The sequence below is a fragment of the Lysinibacillus sp. CTST325 genome, assembly GCF_054665055.1.
This window is the reverse complement of the sequence record NZ_BAAFHO010000003.1, coordinates 290,667-309,081: the sequence shown is the minus strand read 5'-3', so window position 1 is coordinate 309,081 and position 18,415 is coordinate 290,667. Positions and strand designations below refer to the sequence as shown.

Sequence of the window (18,415 nt, the reverse complement as noted above, 5' to 3'; positions counted from 1 at the left end):
ACGATTGGTACTATCTCACACCGGTAAAATTATTGAGTCAACAGGAGGAGTCAAAATGACAGAAAACATTTCAATGCCTACAAAATATGATCCGCAGTCCATTGAAGCAGGTCGTTATGAATGGTGGTTACAAGGGAAATTTTTTGAGGCACAGCCTACAAGTGAAAAAGAGCCTTATTCTATCGTTATTCCACCACCGAATGTAACAGGTAAATTACATCTTGGTCATGCTTGGGATACAACATTACAAGATATTTTAATTCGTATGAAGCGCATGCAAGGTTACGATGCACTTTGGTTACCAGGAATGGACCATGCAGGTATTGCAACACAGGCAAAAGTAGAGGCCAAACTACGAGAAGATAATATTACACGTTATGATTTAGGACGTGAAAAATTCCTAGAAAAAACATGGGAATGGAAAGAAGAGTATGCTGGACATATTCGCGATCAATGGGCGAAGCTTGGTCTTGCATTAGATTATTCTCGTGAACGTTTCACACTTGACCAAGGTCTTTCTGATGCCGTTAAAACTGTTTTCGTTCAATTATATGAAAAAGGCTTAATCTATCGTGGCGAACGCATTATTAACTGGGACCCTGCTGCAAAAACAGCATTATCAGATATCGAAGTTATTTATCAAGATGTTCAAGGTGCATTCTATCATATGAAATACCCATTAGCTGATGGCTCAGGATATGTGGAAGTTGCGACTACACGTCCTGAAACAATGCTAGGTGACTCTGGGGTAGCCGTTCACCCGAAAGATGAGCGCTATCAACACTTAATCGGTAAAACAGTTATTTTACCAATCGTAGGTCGTGAAATTCCTATCGTAGCAGATGACTACGTAGATATGGAATTTGGTACTGGGGTTGTAAAAATGACACCAGCACATGATCCTAATGACTTTGAGGTTGGTAACCGCCACAACCTAGAACGCATTCTTGTTATGAATGAAGATGGTACAATGAACGAGCTTGCTGGCAAGTATAACGGTATGGATCGCTTTGAATGCCGTAAGCAAATCGTAGCTGATTTACAAGAATCGGGTGTGCTTATCCGTATTGAAGAGCATACACATTCAGTAGGTCACTCTGAACGTTCTGGTGCTGTTGTAGAGCCATATCTTTCAGCACAATGGTTCGTAAAAATGCAACCACTCGCTGATGCTTCACTAGCTCTTCAAAAAGATGAAGAAGGAAAAGTGAACTTCGTACCATCTCGTTTCGAAAACACATATTCTCGTTGGATGGAAAACATTCGTGACTGGTGTATCTCTCGTCAGTTATGGTGGGGTCACCAAATCCCAGCTTGGTATCACAATGAAACAGGTGAAATTTACGTAGGAAAAGAAGCACCAGCAGATGCAGAAAATTGGACACAAGATGAAGACGTATTAGATACATGGTTCTCGTCAGCACTATGGCCATTTTCTACAATGGGTTGGCCAGATGAGACAAATGAAGAATATAAACGTTACTATCCAACAAGCACACTTGTAACTGGTTATGATATTATTTTCTTCTGGGTTTCTCGAATGATTTTCCAAGGTCTTGAATTTACAGGTCAACGTCCATTCAAAGATGTATTAATTCACGGTTTAGTACGTGATGGTGAAGGACGTAAGATGAGTAAATCACTTGGCAATGGTGTAGACCCTATGGATGTTATTGATCAATACGGTGCCGATTCATTACGTTACTTCTTAGCTACTGGATCTTCACCTGGTCAGGATTTACGTTATACAACTGAAAAAGTAGAAGCAATTTGGAACTTCTCTAACAAAATTTGGAATGCCTCTCGTTTTGCTTTAATGAACATGGAAGGTATGACATTTGATGAAATCGACCTAACTGGTGAAAAATCAGTTGCTGATAAATGGATTCTAACTCGCTTAAATGAAACAATTGAACGTATAACATCTCTTGCAGAACGTTACGAATTTGGCGAAGTTGGCCGCGAGCTTTATAACTTTATTTGGGATGATTTCTGTTCTTGGTACATTGAAATGGCGAAATTACCGTTATACGGTGATGACGAAGCAGCTAAGAAAACAACTCGTTCAATTTTAGCTTATGTTTTAGATCAAACTATGCGTCTATTACATCCATTCATGCCATTCATTACAGAAGAAATCTGGCAGCACTTACCTCATGAAGGTGAATCAATCACAGTGGCAGCATGGCCAACTGTACGTACGGATCTTCATTTTGCAGAGGAAGCGGACAATATGAAGCTCCTAATGGATATTATACGTTCAGTACGTAATATTCGTGCGGAAGTAAATACACCTATGAGCAAAAAAGTGCCGCTATATATTTCAGCGAAGGATGCTGCAACGGCTACAGTACTTGAAGCCAATAAAGCATATTTAGAAAAATTCTGTAATCCAGAAACGCTAACAATTGGAGAAAGTTTAGAAGCTCCTGGTCAGTCAATGACAGCAGTAGTTACTGGAGCTGAGCTATTCCTACCGCTTGTTGGACTCATTAATCTAGAAGAAGAAATTGCTCGTCTTGAAAAAGAATTAGAGAAATGGGCAAAAGAAGTCAAACTTGTAACTGGTAAGTTATCGAATGAGAAATTCGTGTCCAAAGCGCCAGAAGCATTAGTTAATGCAGAACGTGAAAAATTAGCCGATTACGAAAGTAAACATGCGGTTGTATTAAAACGTTTAGAAGAACTGAAAAATATGTAAGATTGAGACAGCGGATGGCGAAAGTCATCCGCTGTTTTTTTATATAGATTTTATATGCAACAAAAGATATGTGTTGTTTTAGGTGAAAATGTATAGTAATTAGATGGGGCACGTATGAAATTAATATAAAACACAAGGATTCGCACTTTTTAAAGTGTTTTTCTGTGTGTTTTTTTAGCTTTCATTCAAAGTACAACAGTTTTTTTCGAAATGTATGTGTATTGGGCGCTACTTATACTAAAATAGAGATATTGCAGTAAGAGGGAGTGTTTCTTTTGTTTAAAACGATGAAAGAATGTACAGATTTTATTTTTACATTAAAGGCAGTTGATCATAAACGTGCACCTCTCGTATTAATGCGAGAGGTATTAGCACTTCTTAATAAGCCACAGGATAGACTACGAGCTATCCATTTAGCAGGCTCAAATGGAAAGGGATCAACAGTGAATGCGCTGAGAGAAATGTTACAACATGCTGGCTATAAAGTTGGCGCCTTTACTTCACCCCATTTAGAGCGTGTTAATGAACGTATGACTATTAATGGAATTCAAATTTCTGATGCACAATTTTTACACTATATGAATAAAGTTGCCAAGATTATTGAGACACATTATGAAGGTGACTTTCCGAGCTTTTTTGAAGTCGTAACACTCATTATGTATCAACATTTTGCGGATGAAGAAGTGGATATTGCGCTGATTGAAACAGGACTTGGTGGACGATTAGACGCTACGAATGTCATTACGCCCCTAATTTCAATTATTACAACGATTTCACTAGAACATACTGCGTTTTTAGGAAATACATTAGCAAAGGTAGCGTTTGAGAAGGCGGGCATTATTAAAGAAAATATACCTGTTGTAGTAGGTGTTAAAAGTGAGGAGGCACTTACTGTTATCGAAGAGGTAGCAAATGAGCGTCATGCCTCATGTCTTGCTTTAGGGAAGGACTTTACGGTTGAAAACATTAAACAAGGTACTAATATACAGCACTTTAATTACCGAAGAGGAAATGAGGAGATGGTAGCTGTCCCATTAAAAATGGCTGGGCCGCATCAAATAAATAATGCAAGCCTTGCGATTACAGCAATCCTGACGTTAAGAGAGAATGGAGCCATTGACATTTCGGATGAATCAATTCGTCAAGCTTTGACAAAAGCGCAGTGGGCAGGCCGATTTGAGCAATTACCTGACAAAATTATATTAGACGGAGCACATAATTCAGAAGGAACTGCCGCACTCATTCAAACATTAAAAACGGTCTACCCACACCAAAACTATCGATTTATATATGCGGCATTATCGGATAAAGATCATGCGAAAAGTATTGCTTTAATGGATAGTATTGCTACATCAATTGCATTTACACAAATTGAGCTACCGAATGCTATGCCTGCTGATCAATTAGCTGCATTATCTACAAATACGAACAAAATGTATAATGCGAATTGGCGTGAAATGGTTCAAACGATGCTGCATCGAAGAAATGATGAAGATGTTATCGTCATTACAGGCTCGTTGTATTTTATAGCTGAAATACGACAATGGCTTCAGGGGGAACAACGATGATCCCCAAATTGAATAGCTACAAGGAAAAGTGGAACGTTCAGAGTGATGATGTTATTAAACCTGGTCTAACAGCGATTGAAGAGGCATTGGCACGAGTAGGTAATCCGGAAAACAAATTGCAAGTCGTGCATTTAGCAGGGACTAACGGTAAGGGTTCTACACTTACATTTCTAGAATCTATCGCCAAAGAACATGGCTTACGTGTTGGTAAATTTATGTCTCCTTGTATTGTGGACGTGCATGACCAAATTCAAGTAGCGGGTCAAGCTATTACAGAAGCGGAAATGAATGATGTATTTCAACAAATGCAGACAGCCGGACTGAGTGGGAAACTAACAGATTTTGAACTTTTAACGGTTGCAACATTTTTACATTTTGTAGCTAGTAATGTAGATATTGCCCTTATTGAAGCAGGTATGGGAGGCTTACTTGATAGTACGAATGTGGTTACACCAATTGTCTCAATCATACCAAGTATCGCATTAGAGCATACGAATTTTTTAGGAAATACGATTGAAAGTATTGCCCATCATAAAGCAGGAATTATTAAGCCATACCGTCCAGTTATTATCGGTGATCTACCGTTAGAAGCGAAGAATATAGTCTATCAGGAAACTCAAAAAAAGCATTCATCCGTTCTTGAACTAAATCATCAGTTTTATATGGAACAAGAGAATGATGGAGAGAGCTATATGTATAACGACAACGGCTTCCATGTAACAAAGCTTACACGCACAATGAAGGGAGCACATCAGGCAAATAATATGGCACTAGCGATTACAGCCTTTTTTGAAGTGGCAACCGCATTACAGTTACAAGTTAGTAAAGAGGCTGTTCAAAAAGCTGTGAAAAACGCAACCGTGTTAGGACGTTTTGAGGAAATTATGCCTTATATTTTTTTAGACGGTGCGCATAATCCAGCGAGTGCTGAGAAATTAATAGAAACGATTAAGCAAGAGTTCCCAGGTGAGCAGATTACTTTTGTAATTGGTATTCTTGCTGATAAGGCTGTAAAAGAGATTTTGCAGCAATTCGAGCAGGTGAGTGATTATTTTTACTTTGTTGATTTCAATAATCCGCGTGCGATGGCTGCTCACAACATGCTTGTGCTGTCGAACGCCTCTCATAAAGCAGTTTTAGAAGATTATGTGCAATTTTTAAAACTACAGTCAGAAAGCGAATCGAGAACGATTGTAACGGGTTCGTTGTATTTATTAACGGAAGTACGTAGTAGATTAAAAAATAATTAACATCTAGTTGAGCGAACAATATATTTACAGTAAAGAATCAGGTACTCATTAAAAAATGAGTCCTGATTTTTTAATTTAGTGTGAAAAATAATTAATACTATGGATTTTTTCAAAATAATTAATTTTGGGGGTATTCTCTCTTTGATGTCCTTAAACACTTTTTCCAAATATATTTGCATTTCTTCTCTTACATACTGATCGAAAAGTTTTGCTTGATGAAAACTAAGAAAAGCGCCTAGTCCGAACGGAAATCAACCATACGTTATGGTGATGCTCTATTTACTTTCTATTAACTCCTTTTTCATTCAGCAAAATTATTCTTTGATAGAGGTACAAAAGAGTAAAGAAAAGAATTCACCTCTTTTTTGTTTATAGTAAAAATTTCGTTGTAAAAATATTTAATTTTGAAGTGAAACATCGAAAATAACTAGTACATCAAAATGTAGTAAATTCGCATTTACACATTCTTTTATACATATACTTATATATCAAAATGTAATAATCTCGTCTTGTCTAAATTTACTTTGATATGTTAACGAAAGAGGTGATGGTCGAATGAAAATTGTCAGTCATGTGATGAAAAAACAAGTATTTCGAGCAATGATTATTGGAGGAATAGTTGGACTTTTTGGTGTAGCCCTTTTTTTAGGTATTCTTCAAGCAAGTACTAAATTTTCTTTAAAAAATGATAGCAGTGAGGTAGCCACTAAAGGTAATAATGGTAATTCATCCGGAGAAACAATTCCGACAGCTGGAGGAGCAACGAACGGACCCATGTTTTTTGCAAGTCAAGCAGGGGTTTATTCAAATTATGAAAGTGCAAGCTCGTTTGTATCTGAACATCCTTCATTAAAAGAAAGTGCCATTGTCGAGGTTGATGGAAAATTTTATGTTTGGACAAGTATCGTTACAGATGAAAGTCAGCTTGTCTTTTTAAAAGATCCTGCAACATTTAAAAAAGCATTTACTGTGAGTGGTGGCAGTTGTAAGGAGCCAACGATTGCAGAGCTTCCATCTGTACTAGCTGACAAAAATGCAACAAAATTAAATTTTAAGGATAAATCGAAGGATTCTACGTTGCCTGCTGATTGGCAATCTATTGGAGCGGCAGCCTCGTCGATTTCAAGCGATATTAGCATCGTCCGCTTACAAGTTTTTGCCCATTACAAATCGAAAAATGCTTGTCTTCAAGTGAAATTTTAAGCACAAAAGATAGTGAATTAAGCATTATCTTGATTTTTAGAAAATTTTCAAATTCCTATTTCTCCGTTATGATAACTAATAAGGAGGGATGGTCAGATAATGTTTAAAACAAATCACAAGCTAGTGCTTGCTTCAGCTTCACCACGACGAAAGGAATTGCTTGCTATGCTATCACTTCCATTCGACATAATAACTAGTGAAGTAGAAGAGACAAGCGTCCAGGCAACTACAATGCAAGATTATGTAAAAGGTGTAGCTCTATTAAAAACACGTGATGTGGCGAAAAAAGCTCCAAAGGCCACGATTATTGGAGCAGATACTATTGTTGTTTATGATGATGAGCTACTCCATAAACCTAAAAATCGTGAGGAGGCAATTTCTCACTTATTGCGCTTATCAGGTAAGCGTCATGCGGTCATGACAGCTGTTGCCATTATTGAGCCTATCGGTAATGAAACAACATTTGTCGAAGAGACCAATGTTGTTTTTCAGCATTTATCACAGGAGCTCATCGAAGTATATGTAGATTCGGGAGATCCGTTTGATAAAGCGGGAGGTTATGGCATTCAAACTGCTGGAACTCTTCTAGTGAAACGAATTGAAGGGGATTATAACAATGTTGTCGGCTTACCACTTGCAGCGTTGTTTACGCAATTGGTAGCACTCAATATTATCCAATTTGCGAAGGAGTGAGCTTTTTTGACAAATGATGTTTTACCAAGGACGATGATACGAGACGTTAATATAGAGGACCGACCTCGTGAAAGACTACGGAGACAAGGAGCTATGAGTTTATCGAATCAGGAGCTGCTGGCTATTTTACTAAGGACAGGCACTAAAGAAGAGTCTGTTCTAGTACTTGCAAATCGCGTACTAAGCGTTTTTGAACGTTTACATCATTTGAAACATGCAACAATAGAAGAAATGGTTGCTATTAGAGGGATTGGTGAAGTCAAAGCCATTCAATTATTAGCAGCAATTGAACTCGGTAGACGTCTTGCACAGAAATATAACGAGGAAAAATATACGGTTCGTTCACCGGAAGATGCAGCTGCTTATTTAATGCCTGATATGACCTCCCTGAGTCAAGAGCATTTCGTAGTTCTTTTTTTAAATGTAAAAAATCAAATTATTCATAGACAGACGATTTTTATAGGCAGTCTAAATGCTTCAATCGTCCATCCAAGGGAGGTTTATCGTGAGGCTGTAAAAAGATCTGCTGCTTCTATTATTTGTGCACATAATCATCGTGCGACACGTTCGTAACTGAAAAGGTTGCGCATGCTGTCCGAACGTCCAGTTGACAAGTAAGAGAGTCGTGAACTCTTCACTCGATAGGTGGAATGATAGGGTAACGCCTTGAAACGCCTACTCTAATACTCCGACATGCGTTATTCGAATGTGTATAAGAATAAGGTGTGAAGCTCGGTGAAGTCGGCTGAATGTTACCGTAGTGCCAATCTAATTGGTAACCGAAAGCTAACTAGAGGTAGTTGGTGTAACGGATAGGTCGGGAGTCGTTAAAACTTAATATGGTGAGAATGTGGTAAAACACTGACGAACTAGCGAACGAAATGTCTGTAAGTGTGACTATTTAGAAATGAGTAGACTTGATGAAAATTCAAGTGCGTTTCCGTGGGCGAGTAAGTATGGTGGTTTCGAAAGCTCCATGCATCGTTACAGGCGATGGAGGGGACGCCAGGCAAGAGCTAGCACCTAAGTTAAGTATTGATAGGGTTAAGGGAACGTGGAAAGCTATCAACATGAAGAGTACACACTCGATGAAGTGTTAGGAAGGAAAGGAATGTATCTATAACTTCCTTTTATGATAGTGAGAGTAGAGGTAGGAGTAATGAAGTTTCTGTAATGGAAATGGAACAATAGCCTCAAGTCGTTTCGTCTAAACTATTTCAACTCAATTATTTCAAGGATTCCCGTATGACTAAAAAGGTCACGAGCCATAATTGGAGCGTGATAGAGCTTGAGCGAATCCAAACATATCTTGAATTTCTCAAATTAAATAAGGAACAAATTGAGAAAGTAAACAAACTAAGGTTGTTAATTGGGAATGAAGCAATAAAATAGGGATGCAAATTAGATTTAATAGATTGAGGTAAATGAAATAGTAGGCAAACGATGGAATGCCGTGTGCGATGAAAGTTGCATGCACGGTGTGGAGCAGGGGAAAAGGTAGAGATTACTTCAAAGCCTTACCTATTGCTATCTAGTGGCGTTCCAACACCTAGTGAAGAGGATATTGAAGTGACGAGAAGAATTTTAGAGGCCGGTTATATTATAGGCATAGATTTAATCGATCATATTATCATCGGTGATCATCAGTTCATTAGCTTGAAAGAAAAAGGATACTTTTAACTCTGCAATAAATTTGCAGAGTTTTTTTATGGAAAATTTCAAGGATTTATGCGAGATTTACACGAGTTAGAATTGTAAAGCAGTTGCCGCATCATTTCGGGAAGCTTCACAGTATTCCTGGTTTCTGGGAATTGGTGTGAAGTCTGCATCACTTATTATTTTAAAAATAAATATTTTTGTATTTTTTTGCGAGAAGCTTAAAAATAAAAGTGAACCTTTTTTGATAGAAAACGTTATTGTATTCGTAGAAATGTCTATAATATTCACAAAAATTGGTAGCCTATTACACGTTGTCTTACAAGAATAAAAATTATATGCTAATCTATACATACTATTTTTATTTGGGTGGGAATTAAAATAGTATCTTTTCCGCGAGAAGAGGTATGTGGCACTACAAATTCTTGCGTTTTTCCGTTATAATGAACGGTATGATTTTATTTTTATTCAGAAAAAGACTCTCACTCCAACAGGTGTGAGACAAATGAGTGTGTAGTTTTTTTTCAGTAGGTGTCTAACACTGAGTGAATGAAGATAGAGACTCGGGGTGTAAATACGCCTGGGTGTAGTTGATGTCAACGAAAGTATGGCTTAAATAGAAAGGGAGTACACAAATTGTTTGGATTAGGAAGTAAGGATGTCGGGATTGACCTTGGCACAGCGAATACATTAGTGTTTATTAAAGGGAAGGGAATCGTTTTACGCGAACCTTCAGTTGTAGCGAAAAATACAAAAACGGGGGATATTGTTGCAGTTGGTAATGATGCGAAAAATATGATTGGTCGTACACCTGGATCAATCGTAGCAATCCGTCCTATGAAAGATGGCGTTATTGCTGATTTTGATATTACTACAGCAATGATAGAATACTATTTAAAAGAAGCTTGTAAAAATTCTGGTGGTAATTGGAAAAAACCGAATGTTATGATTTGTGTGCCTTACGGTATTACATCGGTTGAACAACGTGCGGTTATTGATGCTGCTCGTCAAGCAGGTGCTAAAGAAGCATTTACAATTGAAGAGCCATTTGCAGCAGCAATCGGTTCGAACTTACCAGTATGGGATCCAACAGGGTCAATGGTCGTTGATATCGGTGGTGGTACAACAGAGGTAGCGGTTATTTCATTAGGTGGTATTGTAACAAGTGAATCCGTACGTGTCGGCGGGGATGCAATGGACCAATCCATCATTTCGTATATTCGTAAATCATATAACTTAACAATTGGTGAACGTACTGCGGAAGCAGTAAAAATGGAAATTGGTACAGCGTTGGCTGAGGGCCCAGAAGAAAGAATGGAAATTAGAGGACGTGACCTTTTAACAGGTTTACCAAAAACGATCGAAATTTCTTCACAAGAGATTTCTGAATCTTTACGTGAAGCGGTAGCATCTATTATTGATGGTGTTCGAAAAACGCTTGAACAAACACCTCCCGAATTATCTGCAGACGTAATGGAACGCGGAATTGTACTAACAGGTGGTGGTGCGCTATTAACGAATTTAGACAAAGTTATTAGCCAAGAAACTAATATGCCAGTATTTATCGCAGAAGATCCATTGGACTGTGTTGCTATTGGTACAGGTAAGGCTCTAGAACATATTGATTTAATTCGTGCACAACAAGTTAAAGGGTAAGGAGGTTTAGGCAATGCCACATTTTTTTTTCAATAAGAAATTAATTTTGCTGCTCGTGGGCATGGTTTTTCTTGTGGCATTGATTAGCTTCTCATTACGTGAACGGACGAATGCAACTTTACCAGAGCAAATTATTAAAGACACTGTCGGCGTCGCACAATCTATTGTTGCGAAGCCGGCGAATTATATTACTGGTGTTTTTAATAGTATTGACTCCCTCTTAAACACGTACGAAGAAAATAAACGTTTAAAAGCACGCTTAGATGAATTTGCAGCTGTACAAGCTGAGGCATCGGACTTGAAATCTGATATTAAAAAGTTTCAAGAGCTCATGGACAAATCGGAAAGCTTAAAAGCTTATGATCCGATTCATGCCACAGTTATCGCTAGAAATCCTGACCAGTGGGAAGAAAAGATTATTTTAGATAAAGGGTCTTCACACGGTGTAGAAAAAAATATGGCAGTTATGACAGCAAAAGGGTTAGTCGGTAAAGTTACTTTAGTGACACCTTTCACATCTGAGGTAGAGCTTTTAAATACAAATAATCCAAACTATCGTGTTTCTGCGATGGTTCAAGGAGATAAACAAGCATACGGTTTAATCGAGGGCTATGATAAAGAGCGTAATGAACTCATCATGAAGCGAATCGATTCAAGTTTAACAGTTAAAAAGGGTCAGCAAGTCGTTTCATCAGGACTTGGCGGTATTTTCCCTAAAAATGTGCCAATCGGAGAAATAACTGAAGTAAGTACAGATGATTTTGGCTTAACAAAAATGGCCTATGTAAAACCATCTGCTGATTTTTCAATTTTAGACTATGTTGTTATTGCTAAACGTTCCGCTACTGTGATAGATGGTTCTGATGGTAATACATCGAACAAGGATTTAACACATCCACAAAAGGGTAAAGAGGAGGCGGAATAATGGTTCGGTTTCTCATCCCCTCTGTGGCAGTTTTACTATTTTTGGTAGAACCAGAGTTTGCTATGCTTTCACCGATTGAAGTGAAAGGGCAAATCTTTTATTTAGTTCCGAGATTTTTAATCTTATATTTAATATTTATATCCATCTATTACAGCCGTCAACGAGCGGTAATGTATGGACTTTTTTTTGGTGTCTTGTATGATGTGTTTTACATTGATATTATTGGATTATATTCAGTACTGTTTCCGCTTATTTGTTTTTTAGCAGGGTCTATTGTGAAAGTTATTCATCAGCACTTAGTTGTGACAACGACGATTTCAGTTGTTTTAGTAGCAATTTTAGAATTTATACTCTATCAATTCTTCTATCTTATCGACTTTACAACGATTCCATTATCGGATTTCTTACGTTCACGACTGCTACCAACGATCATTGCTAATGCACTATTTTTAATGATTCTTGGTTGGGCCTTCAAGTATCTAATTAATGCGCGTGTCTTACAGAGAGCACGTGAAGTTTCTTAATAAAGAGCAACGTGGGGTGAGGCATTCATGAAAAAACAGTTAGTTAATATGAAGGGGACAAAGGATGGATTTGTTCTTCGTTTAGATGATCAATGTGCGTATGTCGATTTAGTAGAAGAGCTTAAAAAGAAAGTGTCAGAAAGCGGTATCGATAGTAAAGTAGATGTACAATTATATTTGGGCTATCGATACTGTTCTGCTGAACAAATCAAAGAGCTTATTAAAATTGTGCAGGAAACAGATCAACTAATTGTTTCAAAGGTGCAAAGTGAAGTACTGACTGTCCATGAGAGCAACCAGAAAAGGATTGAAAGTCAACAAGATACATATATTGGTGTGGTCAGATCGGGTCAAGTTCTGCGTTCGTCAGGAGATATTATTATCGTAGGGAATGTCAATCCGAACGGACGTGTAGAAGCGGGTGGCAATGTATATGTCCTAGGTAAACTCAAGGGAATTGCGCATGCCGGTGTTCATGGTAATAAGGAGGCAATCATTGCAGCTTCTCTTTTTGAAGCCACACATATTATGATTGCTGATCAGGTTCAGGCAATGTCGGATGAACATGTAAAAGCAATTAAACATGAAGAGATGACTTGTGCATTTATTGGCTATGATGGGCGCATTACGTACGATCAAATTCATGCGTTAAAAAATATTCGACCATTATTAAATGTGTCTAAGGGAGGTAGCTAGTGTGGGAGAAGCGATCGTCATAACTTCAGGTAAAGGCGGTGTCGGAAAAACAACGACAACGGCTAACCTGGGGACTGCATTGGCTCTACAAGGTAAGAAAGTATGTTTAGTAGATACTGATATTGGGCTTCGTAATTTGGACGTAATTTTAGGTCTTGAGAATCGGATTATTTATGATTTAGTAGACGTTGTTGAAGGGCGCTGTAAGATTCATCAAGCGTTAATAAAAGATAAACGTGTAGATGAGAAACTATTTTTATTACCTGCTGCTCAAACGACAGATAAAAATGCTGTTAAACCTGAGCAGATGAAGAGCTTAGTAGAAGAATTAAAAAGAGACTACGACTATGTTTTAATAGACTGTCCAGCGGGCATTGAACAAGGCTATCGCAATGCTGTTGCTGGTGCAGACCATGCAATTGTTGTAACAACACCAGAAATCTCTGCTGTACGTGATGCAGATCGAATTATTGGCTTGCTCGAGCAGGAAGAAATTACTGCACCTAAACTAATAATTAACCGCATTCGCCAGCATATGATGAAAAGCGGTGATACGTTGGATGTTAATGAAATTACAACACATTTGTCTATCGATTTATTAGGGATCATCGTAGATAATGAAGGGGTTATTTCATCATCCAATAAAGGTGAACCAGTAGTAATGGATCCTACTAATAAAGCATCTCTAGGCTATCGTAATATTGCCCGCCGAATACTTGGCGAGTCTGTGCCACTTATGGCAATTGAAGATGAACATAGAGGTGTATTTTCAAAATTAAAAGCGTTATTTTCTAGATAATTATCAGCCTTTTCGTGCATTTGTACGAGAAGGTTTTTTCTTGTGCATGAATGGACATGCAATCTCATATAGTGTGAAAAAAGGATGAGGGCTTGTTTAAAAAATGGAAATGGTTGGTCACAATACTGCTTGTGGCCGCAATTATGCTTGTAATACGTTTAGAGGATCAAGGTGTATTGGAAACACCTGTGAGAAAACTTGTTACAACATCAGCAGATTTAACCTACTTAAGTGAGCTCGGACAAAGCTGGCTAAATAAAGAGGATACAACAATTTTAGTTTCGAGTGATGTCGGGCAAACTGAACTATTATCATTTGCCAATGCGCAAGTTTTTAAGGAAGGTTTTTTATTGCAATATGACATGGGCCTACCAGTTTATGCTGGAAAGAATGGTCTTGTCGTTTTTACCGGTCATACAAAATATACCGGTAAAACAATGACAATAAGCTATGATGACGGTACAACAGTATCCTATGGTATGCTGGATAGTTTAGCACAACTTCCATATACAACGGTGCAGGCAAACGATTTAATCGGCATGAAAGAGGCGGGACAACTCTATATTTCGATTGAAAAAGATAAGACACAATATAGCTTAGAGCAGATTGTACAGTGGCTTGAAACAGCGGCGTCCAATGAAAATTAAACTGCATCTTCTATGTATCCCTCTCGTATTTTTAATGATTTTTACTGGCCAAATTGCTTATTACGCCATTATTTTAACTTCGTTATTATGGCATGAAGTTGGTCATTTGTTAATGGCAATGCTTTGTGGTGTTAAGGTAAAATCATGCGTTATTACACCTTACGGAGGGGAAATAGAATTTGAAAATCCAGCGGTTGTGCCTGCAACGTCACTCCTTTGGATTGCTTTAGGGGGACCAATCGCTACAATATTAGGGATTGGCCTCGCTTTTTTTATGCCAGAACTGCTTGCTATTAAACTTATTAATGTGCAACTTGTGCTATTAGCAATCAATGTATTACCGATTATTCCGTTGGATGGTGGTAGAATATGTTTAGCATGCTTATTTTTATTCAATCCAAGTGTTCGTGCGTTTGAATATTACTACTGGTTTTCTCTTATAATTGCCTCTATACTATTTATGATAACTGTATGTTACCTCCCACAATCAATTTTTTTAGCAATTTTATGTTTATTTATATGGCTTCAAGTGTTAAAGGAATGGAATTATCGAAAATATCGTTTAGCATTTGAGAAATATGTAATGAATAGATTGACTTAAAATAAATCGTGTGGTAATATTTTAATGTTATTGTTTGTAGCACCTGTGCTACTACAACCGCACTGGAAAGGTTTAAGTATCCTAGGATCACCTTTATAAACAGGCGAGTCTGAGTCTATGAGGAGGTGCAGTAAAATGTACGCAATTATTGAAACTGGTGGTAAACAAATCAAAGTAGAAGCTGGTCAAGAAATCTATATTGAAAAATTAGGTGTAGAAGCTGACGAGGTTGTAACTTTCGATAAAGTTTTATTCGTGGGTGGCGAAAACGTTAAAGTTGGAGCTCCATTCGTAGAAGGCGCTACTGTAACAGCTAAAGTTGTTAAAGAAGGCCGTGCGAAAAAAATCGTTGTTTTCAAATTGAAAGCTAAAAAGAACTACCGTCGTAAACAAGGTCACCGTCAACCTTACACAAAATTAGTTGTTGAAGCTATCAACGCTTAATTGTGAGGTGTAGCGAATGATACAAGTTACGATTCATCACGATGAAAATAGACATGTGTCAGCATTTGAATTTTCAGGACATGCAGAATACGATGAATCTGGTAAGGATTTAGTATGTGCTGGAGCATCTACAGTTGCCATAGGTACAGTAAATGCTATTTATGCACTATTACAATTACAGCCAGAAATCGAACAAGCTGCTGAAGGTGGAGGCTATCTTAAGGTAAACTTACCGTCAGAATTAGAGCCTGAGATTGATGCAAAACTACAGTTAATTGTCCAAGTAATGACTGCCCAAGTGTATTCGATGGTGCAAAATTACGGACAATACATCCAAATCAACTACAACCAAGTAGGAGGTGGAACGGAATGAAATTATTATTAACTTTAGACTTACAATTTTTCGCATCGAAAAAAGGTGTAGGTTCTACTAAAAACGGACGTGACTCTGAGTCAAAACGCCTTGGTGCTAAACGTGCTGATGGCCAATTCGTAACTGGTGGTTCAATTCTTTACCGTCAACGCGGTACAAAAATTTACCCAGGTACAAACGTAGGTCGTGGTGGTGACGATACACTATTTGCTAAAGTTGACGGCGTTGTTAAATTCGAACGCTTAGGTCGCGATCGCAAACAAGTATCTGTATACCCAGCATCACAAGAAGCTTAATCTTTTAAAAAGATAACATAAAGCGGAGGACTGCATTTATTGCAGTCCTTTTTTTGGCTAAAATACAACTTCTTTCAGCAATTATTTTCTGTAGCGAAAGCGAAGCGTCAGCTACAAATGTTTTATGTAACGTAAGTGAAACGGCAGTTACAAATGTCTTTTGTACCGAAAGCATAGAGACAGGTAAAGAAGTCTCCCACTTCTATAGTTGATGAGATGAATGCGGTTTTAAGTCACTTTTATTTTTCAGCGCGTGTCCGAACATCCGCTGAAATAGAGGAACTCAGTCTAAGAATGCCACGTCCTGTGGCGATTTATCTGTGCGAAAGCGAAGCGACAGCAACAACACACGACTGAGTGACCAACATCGTGCTGCTGACGTTACGCTTTCGCGCAAAAAACGTCGTACTGCTGACACTACGTTTTCGCACAAAAAAACATTTGTTGGCCGAAAGCCTCCGGACGCAATTATGCTGAGGCATAATAGATTGAAGAATTAAGGGAAAAATACAGCAAAACTTGTTATACTAGTAAAGATAACTTTATTGGAGTGAATGGGATGAACAATCAATCACTAACCATTAGTGAAGTATTACGTTTTGCAAATCATGATTATGTGAATCAGCTTCAGCTTATTCGCATGAATTTAGATTTAGGTAGAATTGATGAATCAAAAAAACTTATTCAAGAGTATTCAGAGCAATTACAAGTGCTTTCTATCCTTAATCGTCTACAATTACCACGAACAATAGAATGGCTGCAAACAGGAGGCTGGCGCTATCCTTCATTACCAATGAAGGATAGCGGTGAGATAATAAAGCCTGTTACAAATACTATTGATTCGGATGTTGTAGACTACTTAAACAAAACAGTTATGCATGTTTATGATACATTAGATCCATTTACAGAGCAGAGCTTAGCGCTCGATGTGCGCGTTGATGAACATACATTTGCCGTGACATTCACGCTAAATGGTCTATGGAGTGCTGATGCATTCACCGAAAAAGGTTTGAAACAATTAGACATTCAAACAGTGGAAGAGACAAATACGTCTTGGAAATATGTATTGAGTGCAAGCAGGGAGTGAATTAAATGTTTGTCGATCACGTCAAGATTTATGTAAAAGGTGGCGACGGTGGGGATGGAATGGTAGCCTTCCGTCGTGAAAAATTTGTACCGAATGGTGGCCCAGCTGGTGGTGACGGCGGACATGGTGGTAACGTAGTATTTGAAGTTGAAGAGGGCTTACGAACTTTGATGGATTTCCGCTATAAACGCCATTTTAAGGCTGACCGTGGTGAGCATGGTATGAGTAAAGGAATGCATGGTAGACGTGCAGATGATTTAATCGTTAAAGTACCACCGGGTACGGTTGTAATGAACGAAGAAACAGGCGTTGTTATTGCGGATTTAGTCGAGCATGGTCAACAAGCGATTATCGCAAAAGCTGGTCGTGGTGGCCGCGGGAATTCTCGCTTTGCAACACCAGCCAATCCTGCTCCAGAACTTTCTGAAAAAGGTGAGCCAGGACAAGAATTAAATGTTATATTAGAGTTGAAAGTACTAGCAGATGTAGGATTAGTTGGCTTCCCAAGTGTAGGTAAATCAACATTATTATCTGTTGTTTCTGCGGCAAAGCCAAAAATAGGTGCTTATCATTTCACTACAATCGTACCGAACTTAGGAATGGTTGAAACGGATGATCATCGTAGCTTTGCAATGGCCGATTTACCAGGTTTAATCGAAGGTGCGCACGAAGGTGTTGGTCTAGGTCACCAATTCCTCCGTCATATTGAACGTACACGTGTTATCGTACATGTAATTGATATGTCGGGTATGGAAGGGCGCGATCCTTATGAAGATTACTTAACAATCAATGATGAGCTAAAACAATATAATCTTCGTTTAACAGAACGTCCTCAAATTATTGTGGCAAATAAAATGGACATGCCAGATGCAGAGGAAAACTTAGAAATTTTCCGTGAAAAAGTGGGCGAAGATGCGAAAATCTTCCCAGTATCAGCGGTTTCTCGCCAAGGTCTAAAGCCGGTATTATTTGAAATTGCCGACTTACTGGAAGTGACTCCTGAATTCCCATTATTCGATGATCTAGATGAAGAATCAGATGCAACGGTACTTTACAAACACCAATCTGAAGCAGATTCAATCGAAATCTCTCGTGATCCTGATGGTACATTCATTCTTGGTGGATATGCGATTGAGCGTATCTTCAAAATGACAGACTTCAGCCGCGAGGACGGTGTACGTCGTTTTGCACGTCAATTACGTGGTATGGGCGTCGATGAAGCATTACGTGAACGTGGTGCACAAAATGGAGATATTGTACGCTTATTGGAATTCGAATTTGAATTTGTCGACTAAG

17 protein-coding genes, 2 pseudogenes and 1 other annotated feature are annotated in these 18,415 nt (G+C 38.3%); all 19 genes and pseudogenes read left to right on the top strand.

Features of this window, described 5'->3' with window-relative positions; genetic code table 11:
- Window positions 1-55 precede the first annotated feature (55 nt).
- The 19 genes and pseudogenes from ACYQ73_RS11275 (at window position 56) to obgE (ending at window position 18,414) form a co-directional block, all read left to right on the top strand.
- Window positions 56-2,701 (top strand): valine--tRNA ligase, encoded by a 2,646-nt coding sequence (locus ACYQ73_RS11275; RefSeq protein WP_460012579.1) that lies wholly within the window; start codon window positions 56-58, stop codon window positions 2,699-2,701.
- Window positions 2,702-2,988: 287 nt separating this feature from the next.
- Window positions 2,989-4,269: a bifunctional folylpolyglutamate synthase/dihydrofolate synthase gene (locus ACYQ73_RS11270; RefSeq protein WP_460012578.1), complete on the top strand. Its 1,281-nt coding sequence runs from the start codon at window positions 2,989-2,991 to the stop codon at window positions 4,267-4,269.
- Window positions 4,266-5,519 carry a bifunctional folylpolyglutamate synthase/dihydrofolate synthase gene (locus ACYQ73_RS11265; RefSeq protein WP_460012577.1) on the top strand — a complete coding sequence of 418 codons (1,254 nt, stop codon included), beginning with the start codon at window positions 4,266-4,268 and terminating at the stop codon, window positions 5,517-5,519. Before ACYQ73_RS11270 ends, ACYQ73_RS11265 begins: the two co-directional genes overlap by 4 nt.
- A gap of 555 nt (window positions 5,520-6,074) precedes the next feature.
- Entirely contained in the window at window positions 6,075-6,722 is a 648-nt protein-coding gene (locus ACYQ73_RS11260; protein WP_460012576.1) for a hypothetical protein, read from the top strand.
- 99 nt (window positions 6,723-6,821) lie between these two features.
- A complete protein-coding gene (locus tag ACYQ73_RS11255) occupies window positions 6,822-7,415 on the top strand; it encodes a Maf family protein (RefSeq protein ID WP_460012575.1) in 594 nt (197 codons plus the stop codon).
- A 33-nt stretch (window positions 7,416-7,448) separates the two neighbouring features.
- A pseudogene (gene radC, locus ACYQ73_RS11250) lies at window positions 7,449-7,970 on the top strand (RadC family protein); the annotation flags it as partial.
- 978 nt (window positions 7,971-8,948) lie between these two features.
- Window positions 8,949-9,095, top strand: a pseudogene (locus ACYQ73_RS11245) (JAB domain-containing protein); the annotation flags it as partial.
- Window positions 9,096-9,707: 612 nt separating this feature from the next.
- The gene (locus ACYQ73_RS11240) at window positions 9,708-10,727 is read left to right on the top strand and encodes a rod shape-determining protein (protein ID WP_427423371.1); all 1,020 of its coding nucleotides are present in this window, start codon (window positions 9,708-9,710) and stop codon (window positions 10,725-10,727) included.
- Between the two features lie 13 nt (window positions 10,728-10,740).
- Entirely contained in the window at window positions 10,741-11,652 is a 912-nt protein-coding gene (gene mreC / locus ACYQ73_RS11235; protein ID WP_460012574.1) for a rod shape-determining protein MreC, read from the top strand.
- Complete coding sequence (mreD, locus tag ACYQ73_RS11230; protein WP_460012573.1) at window positions 11,652-12,176, top strand: rod shape-determining protein MreD; 525 nt, start codon at window positions 11,652-11,654, stop codon at window positions 12,174-12,176. The genes mreC and mreD overlap by 1 nt, the downstream gene beginning before the upstream one ends.
- A gap of 27 nt (window positions 12,177-12,203) precedes the next feature.
- Window positions 12,204-12,872: a septum site-determining protein MinC gene (minC, locus tag ACYQ73_RS11225; protein ID WP_460012572.1), complete on the top strand. Its 669-nt coding sequence runs from the start codon at window positions 12,204-12,206 to the stop codon at window positions 12,870-12,872.
- 1 nt (window position 12,873) lies between these two features.
- Complete coding sequence (minD, locus tag ACYQ73_RS11220; RefSeq protein ID WP_460012571.1) at window positions 12,874-13,671, top strand: septum site-determining protein MinD; 798 nt, start codon at window positions 12,874-12,876, stop codon at window positions 13,669-13,671.
- A gap of 92 nt (window positions 13,672-13,763) precedes the next feature.
- Window positions 13,764-14,318: a peptidoglycan DD-metalloendopeptidase family protein gene (locus ACYQ73_RS11215; RefSeq protein ID WP_132356989.1), complete on the top strand. Its 555-nt coding sequence runs from the start codon at window positions 13,764-13,766 to the stop codon at window positions 14,316-14,318.
- Entirely contained in the window at window positions 14,308-14,919 is a 612-nt protein-coding gene (locus tag ACYQ73_RS11210) for a site-2 protease family protein (RefSeq protein ID WP_460012570.1), read from the top strand. The genes ACYQ73_RS11215 and ACYQ73_RS11210 overlap by 11 nt, the downstream gene beginning before the upstream one ends.
- A gap of 45 nt (window positions 14,920-14,964) precedes the next feature.
- Window positions 14,965-15,040, top strand: a sequence feature (ribosomal protein L21 leader region).
- 14 nt (window positions 15,041-15,054) lie between these two features.
- A complete protein-coding gene (rplU, locus tag ACYQ73_RS11205; RefSeq protein WP_323647589.1) occupies window positions 15,055-15,363 on the top strand; it encodes a 50S ribosomal protein L21 in 309 nt (102 codons plus the stop codon).
- A 16-nt stretch (window positions 15,364-15,379) separates the two neighbouring features.
- Complete coding sequence (locus ACYQ73_RS11200; RefSeq protein WP_460012569.1) at window positions 15,380-15,736, top strand: ribosomal-processing cysteine protease Prp; 357 nt, start codon at window positions 15,380-15,382, stop codon at window positions 15,734-15,736.
- Entirely contained in the window at window positions 15,733-16,032 is a 300-nt protein-coding gene (gene rpmA, locus ACYQ73_RS11195) for a 50S ribosomal protein L27 (RefSeq protein WP_132356986.1), read from the top strand. The genes ACYQ73_RS11200 and rpmA overlap by 4 nt, the downstream gene beginning before the upstream one ends.
- A 559-nt stretch (window positions 16,033-16,591) precedes the next feature.
- Window positions 16,592-17,119: a Spo0B domain-containing protein gene (locus tag ACYQ73_RS11190; RefSeq protein WP_460012568.1), complete on the top strand. Its 528-nt coding sequence runs from the start codon at window positions 16,592-16,594 to the stop codon at window positions 17,117-17,119.
- 5 nt (window positions 17,120-17,124) lie between these two features.
- Window positions 17,125-18,414, top strand: coding sequence for a GTPase ObgE (gene obgE, locus ACYQ73_RS11185; RefSeq protein ID WP_460012567.1), 1,290 nt, complete (start codon window positions 17,125-17,127; stop codon window positions 18,412-18,414).
- The last annotated feature ends 1 nt before the right edge of the window (window position 18,415 follow it).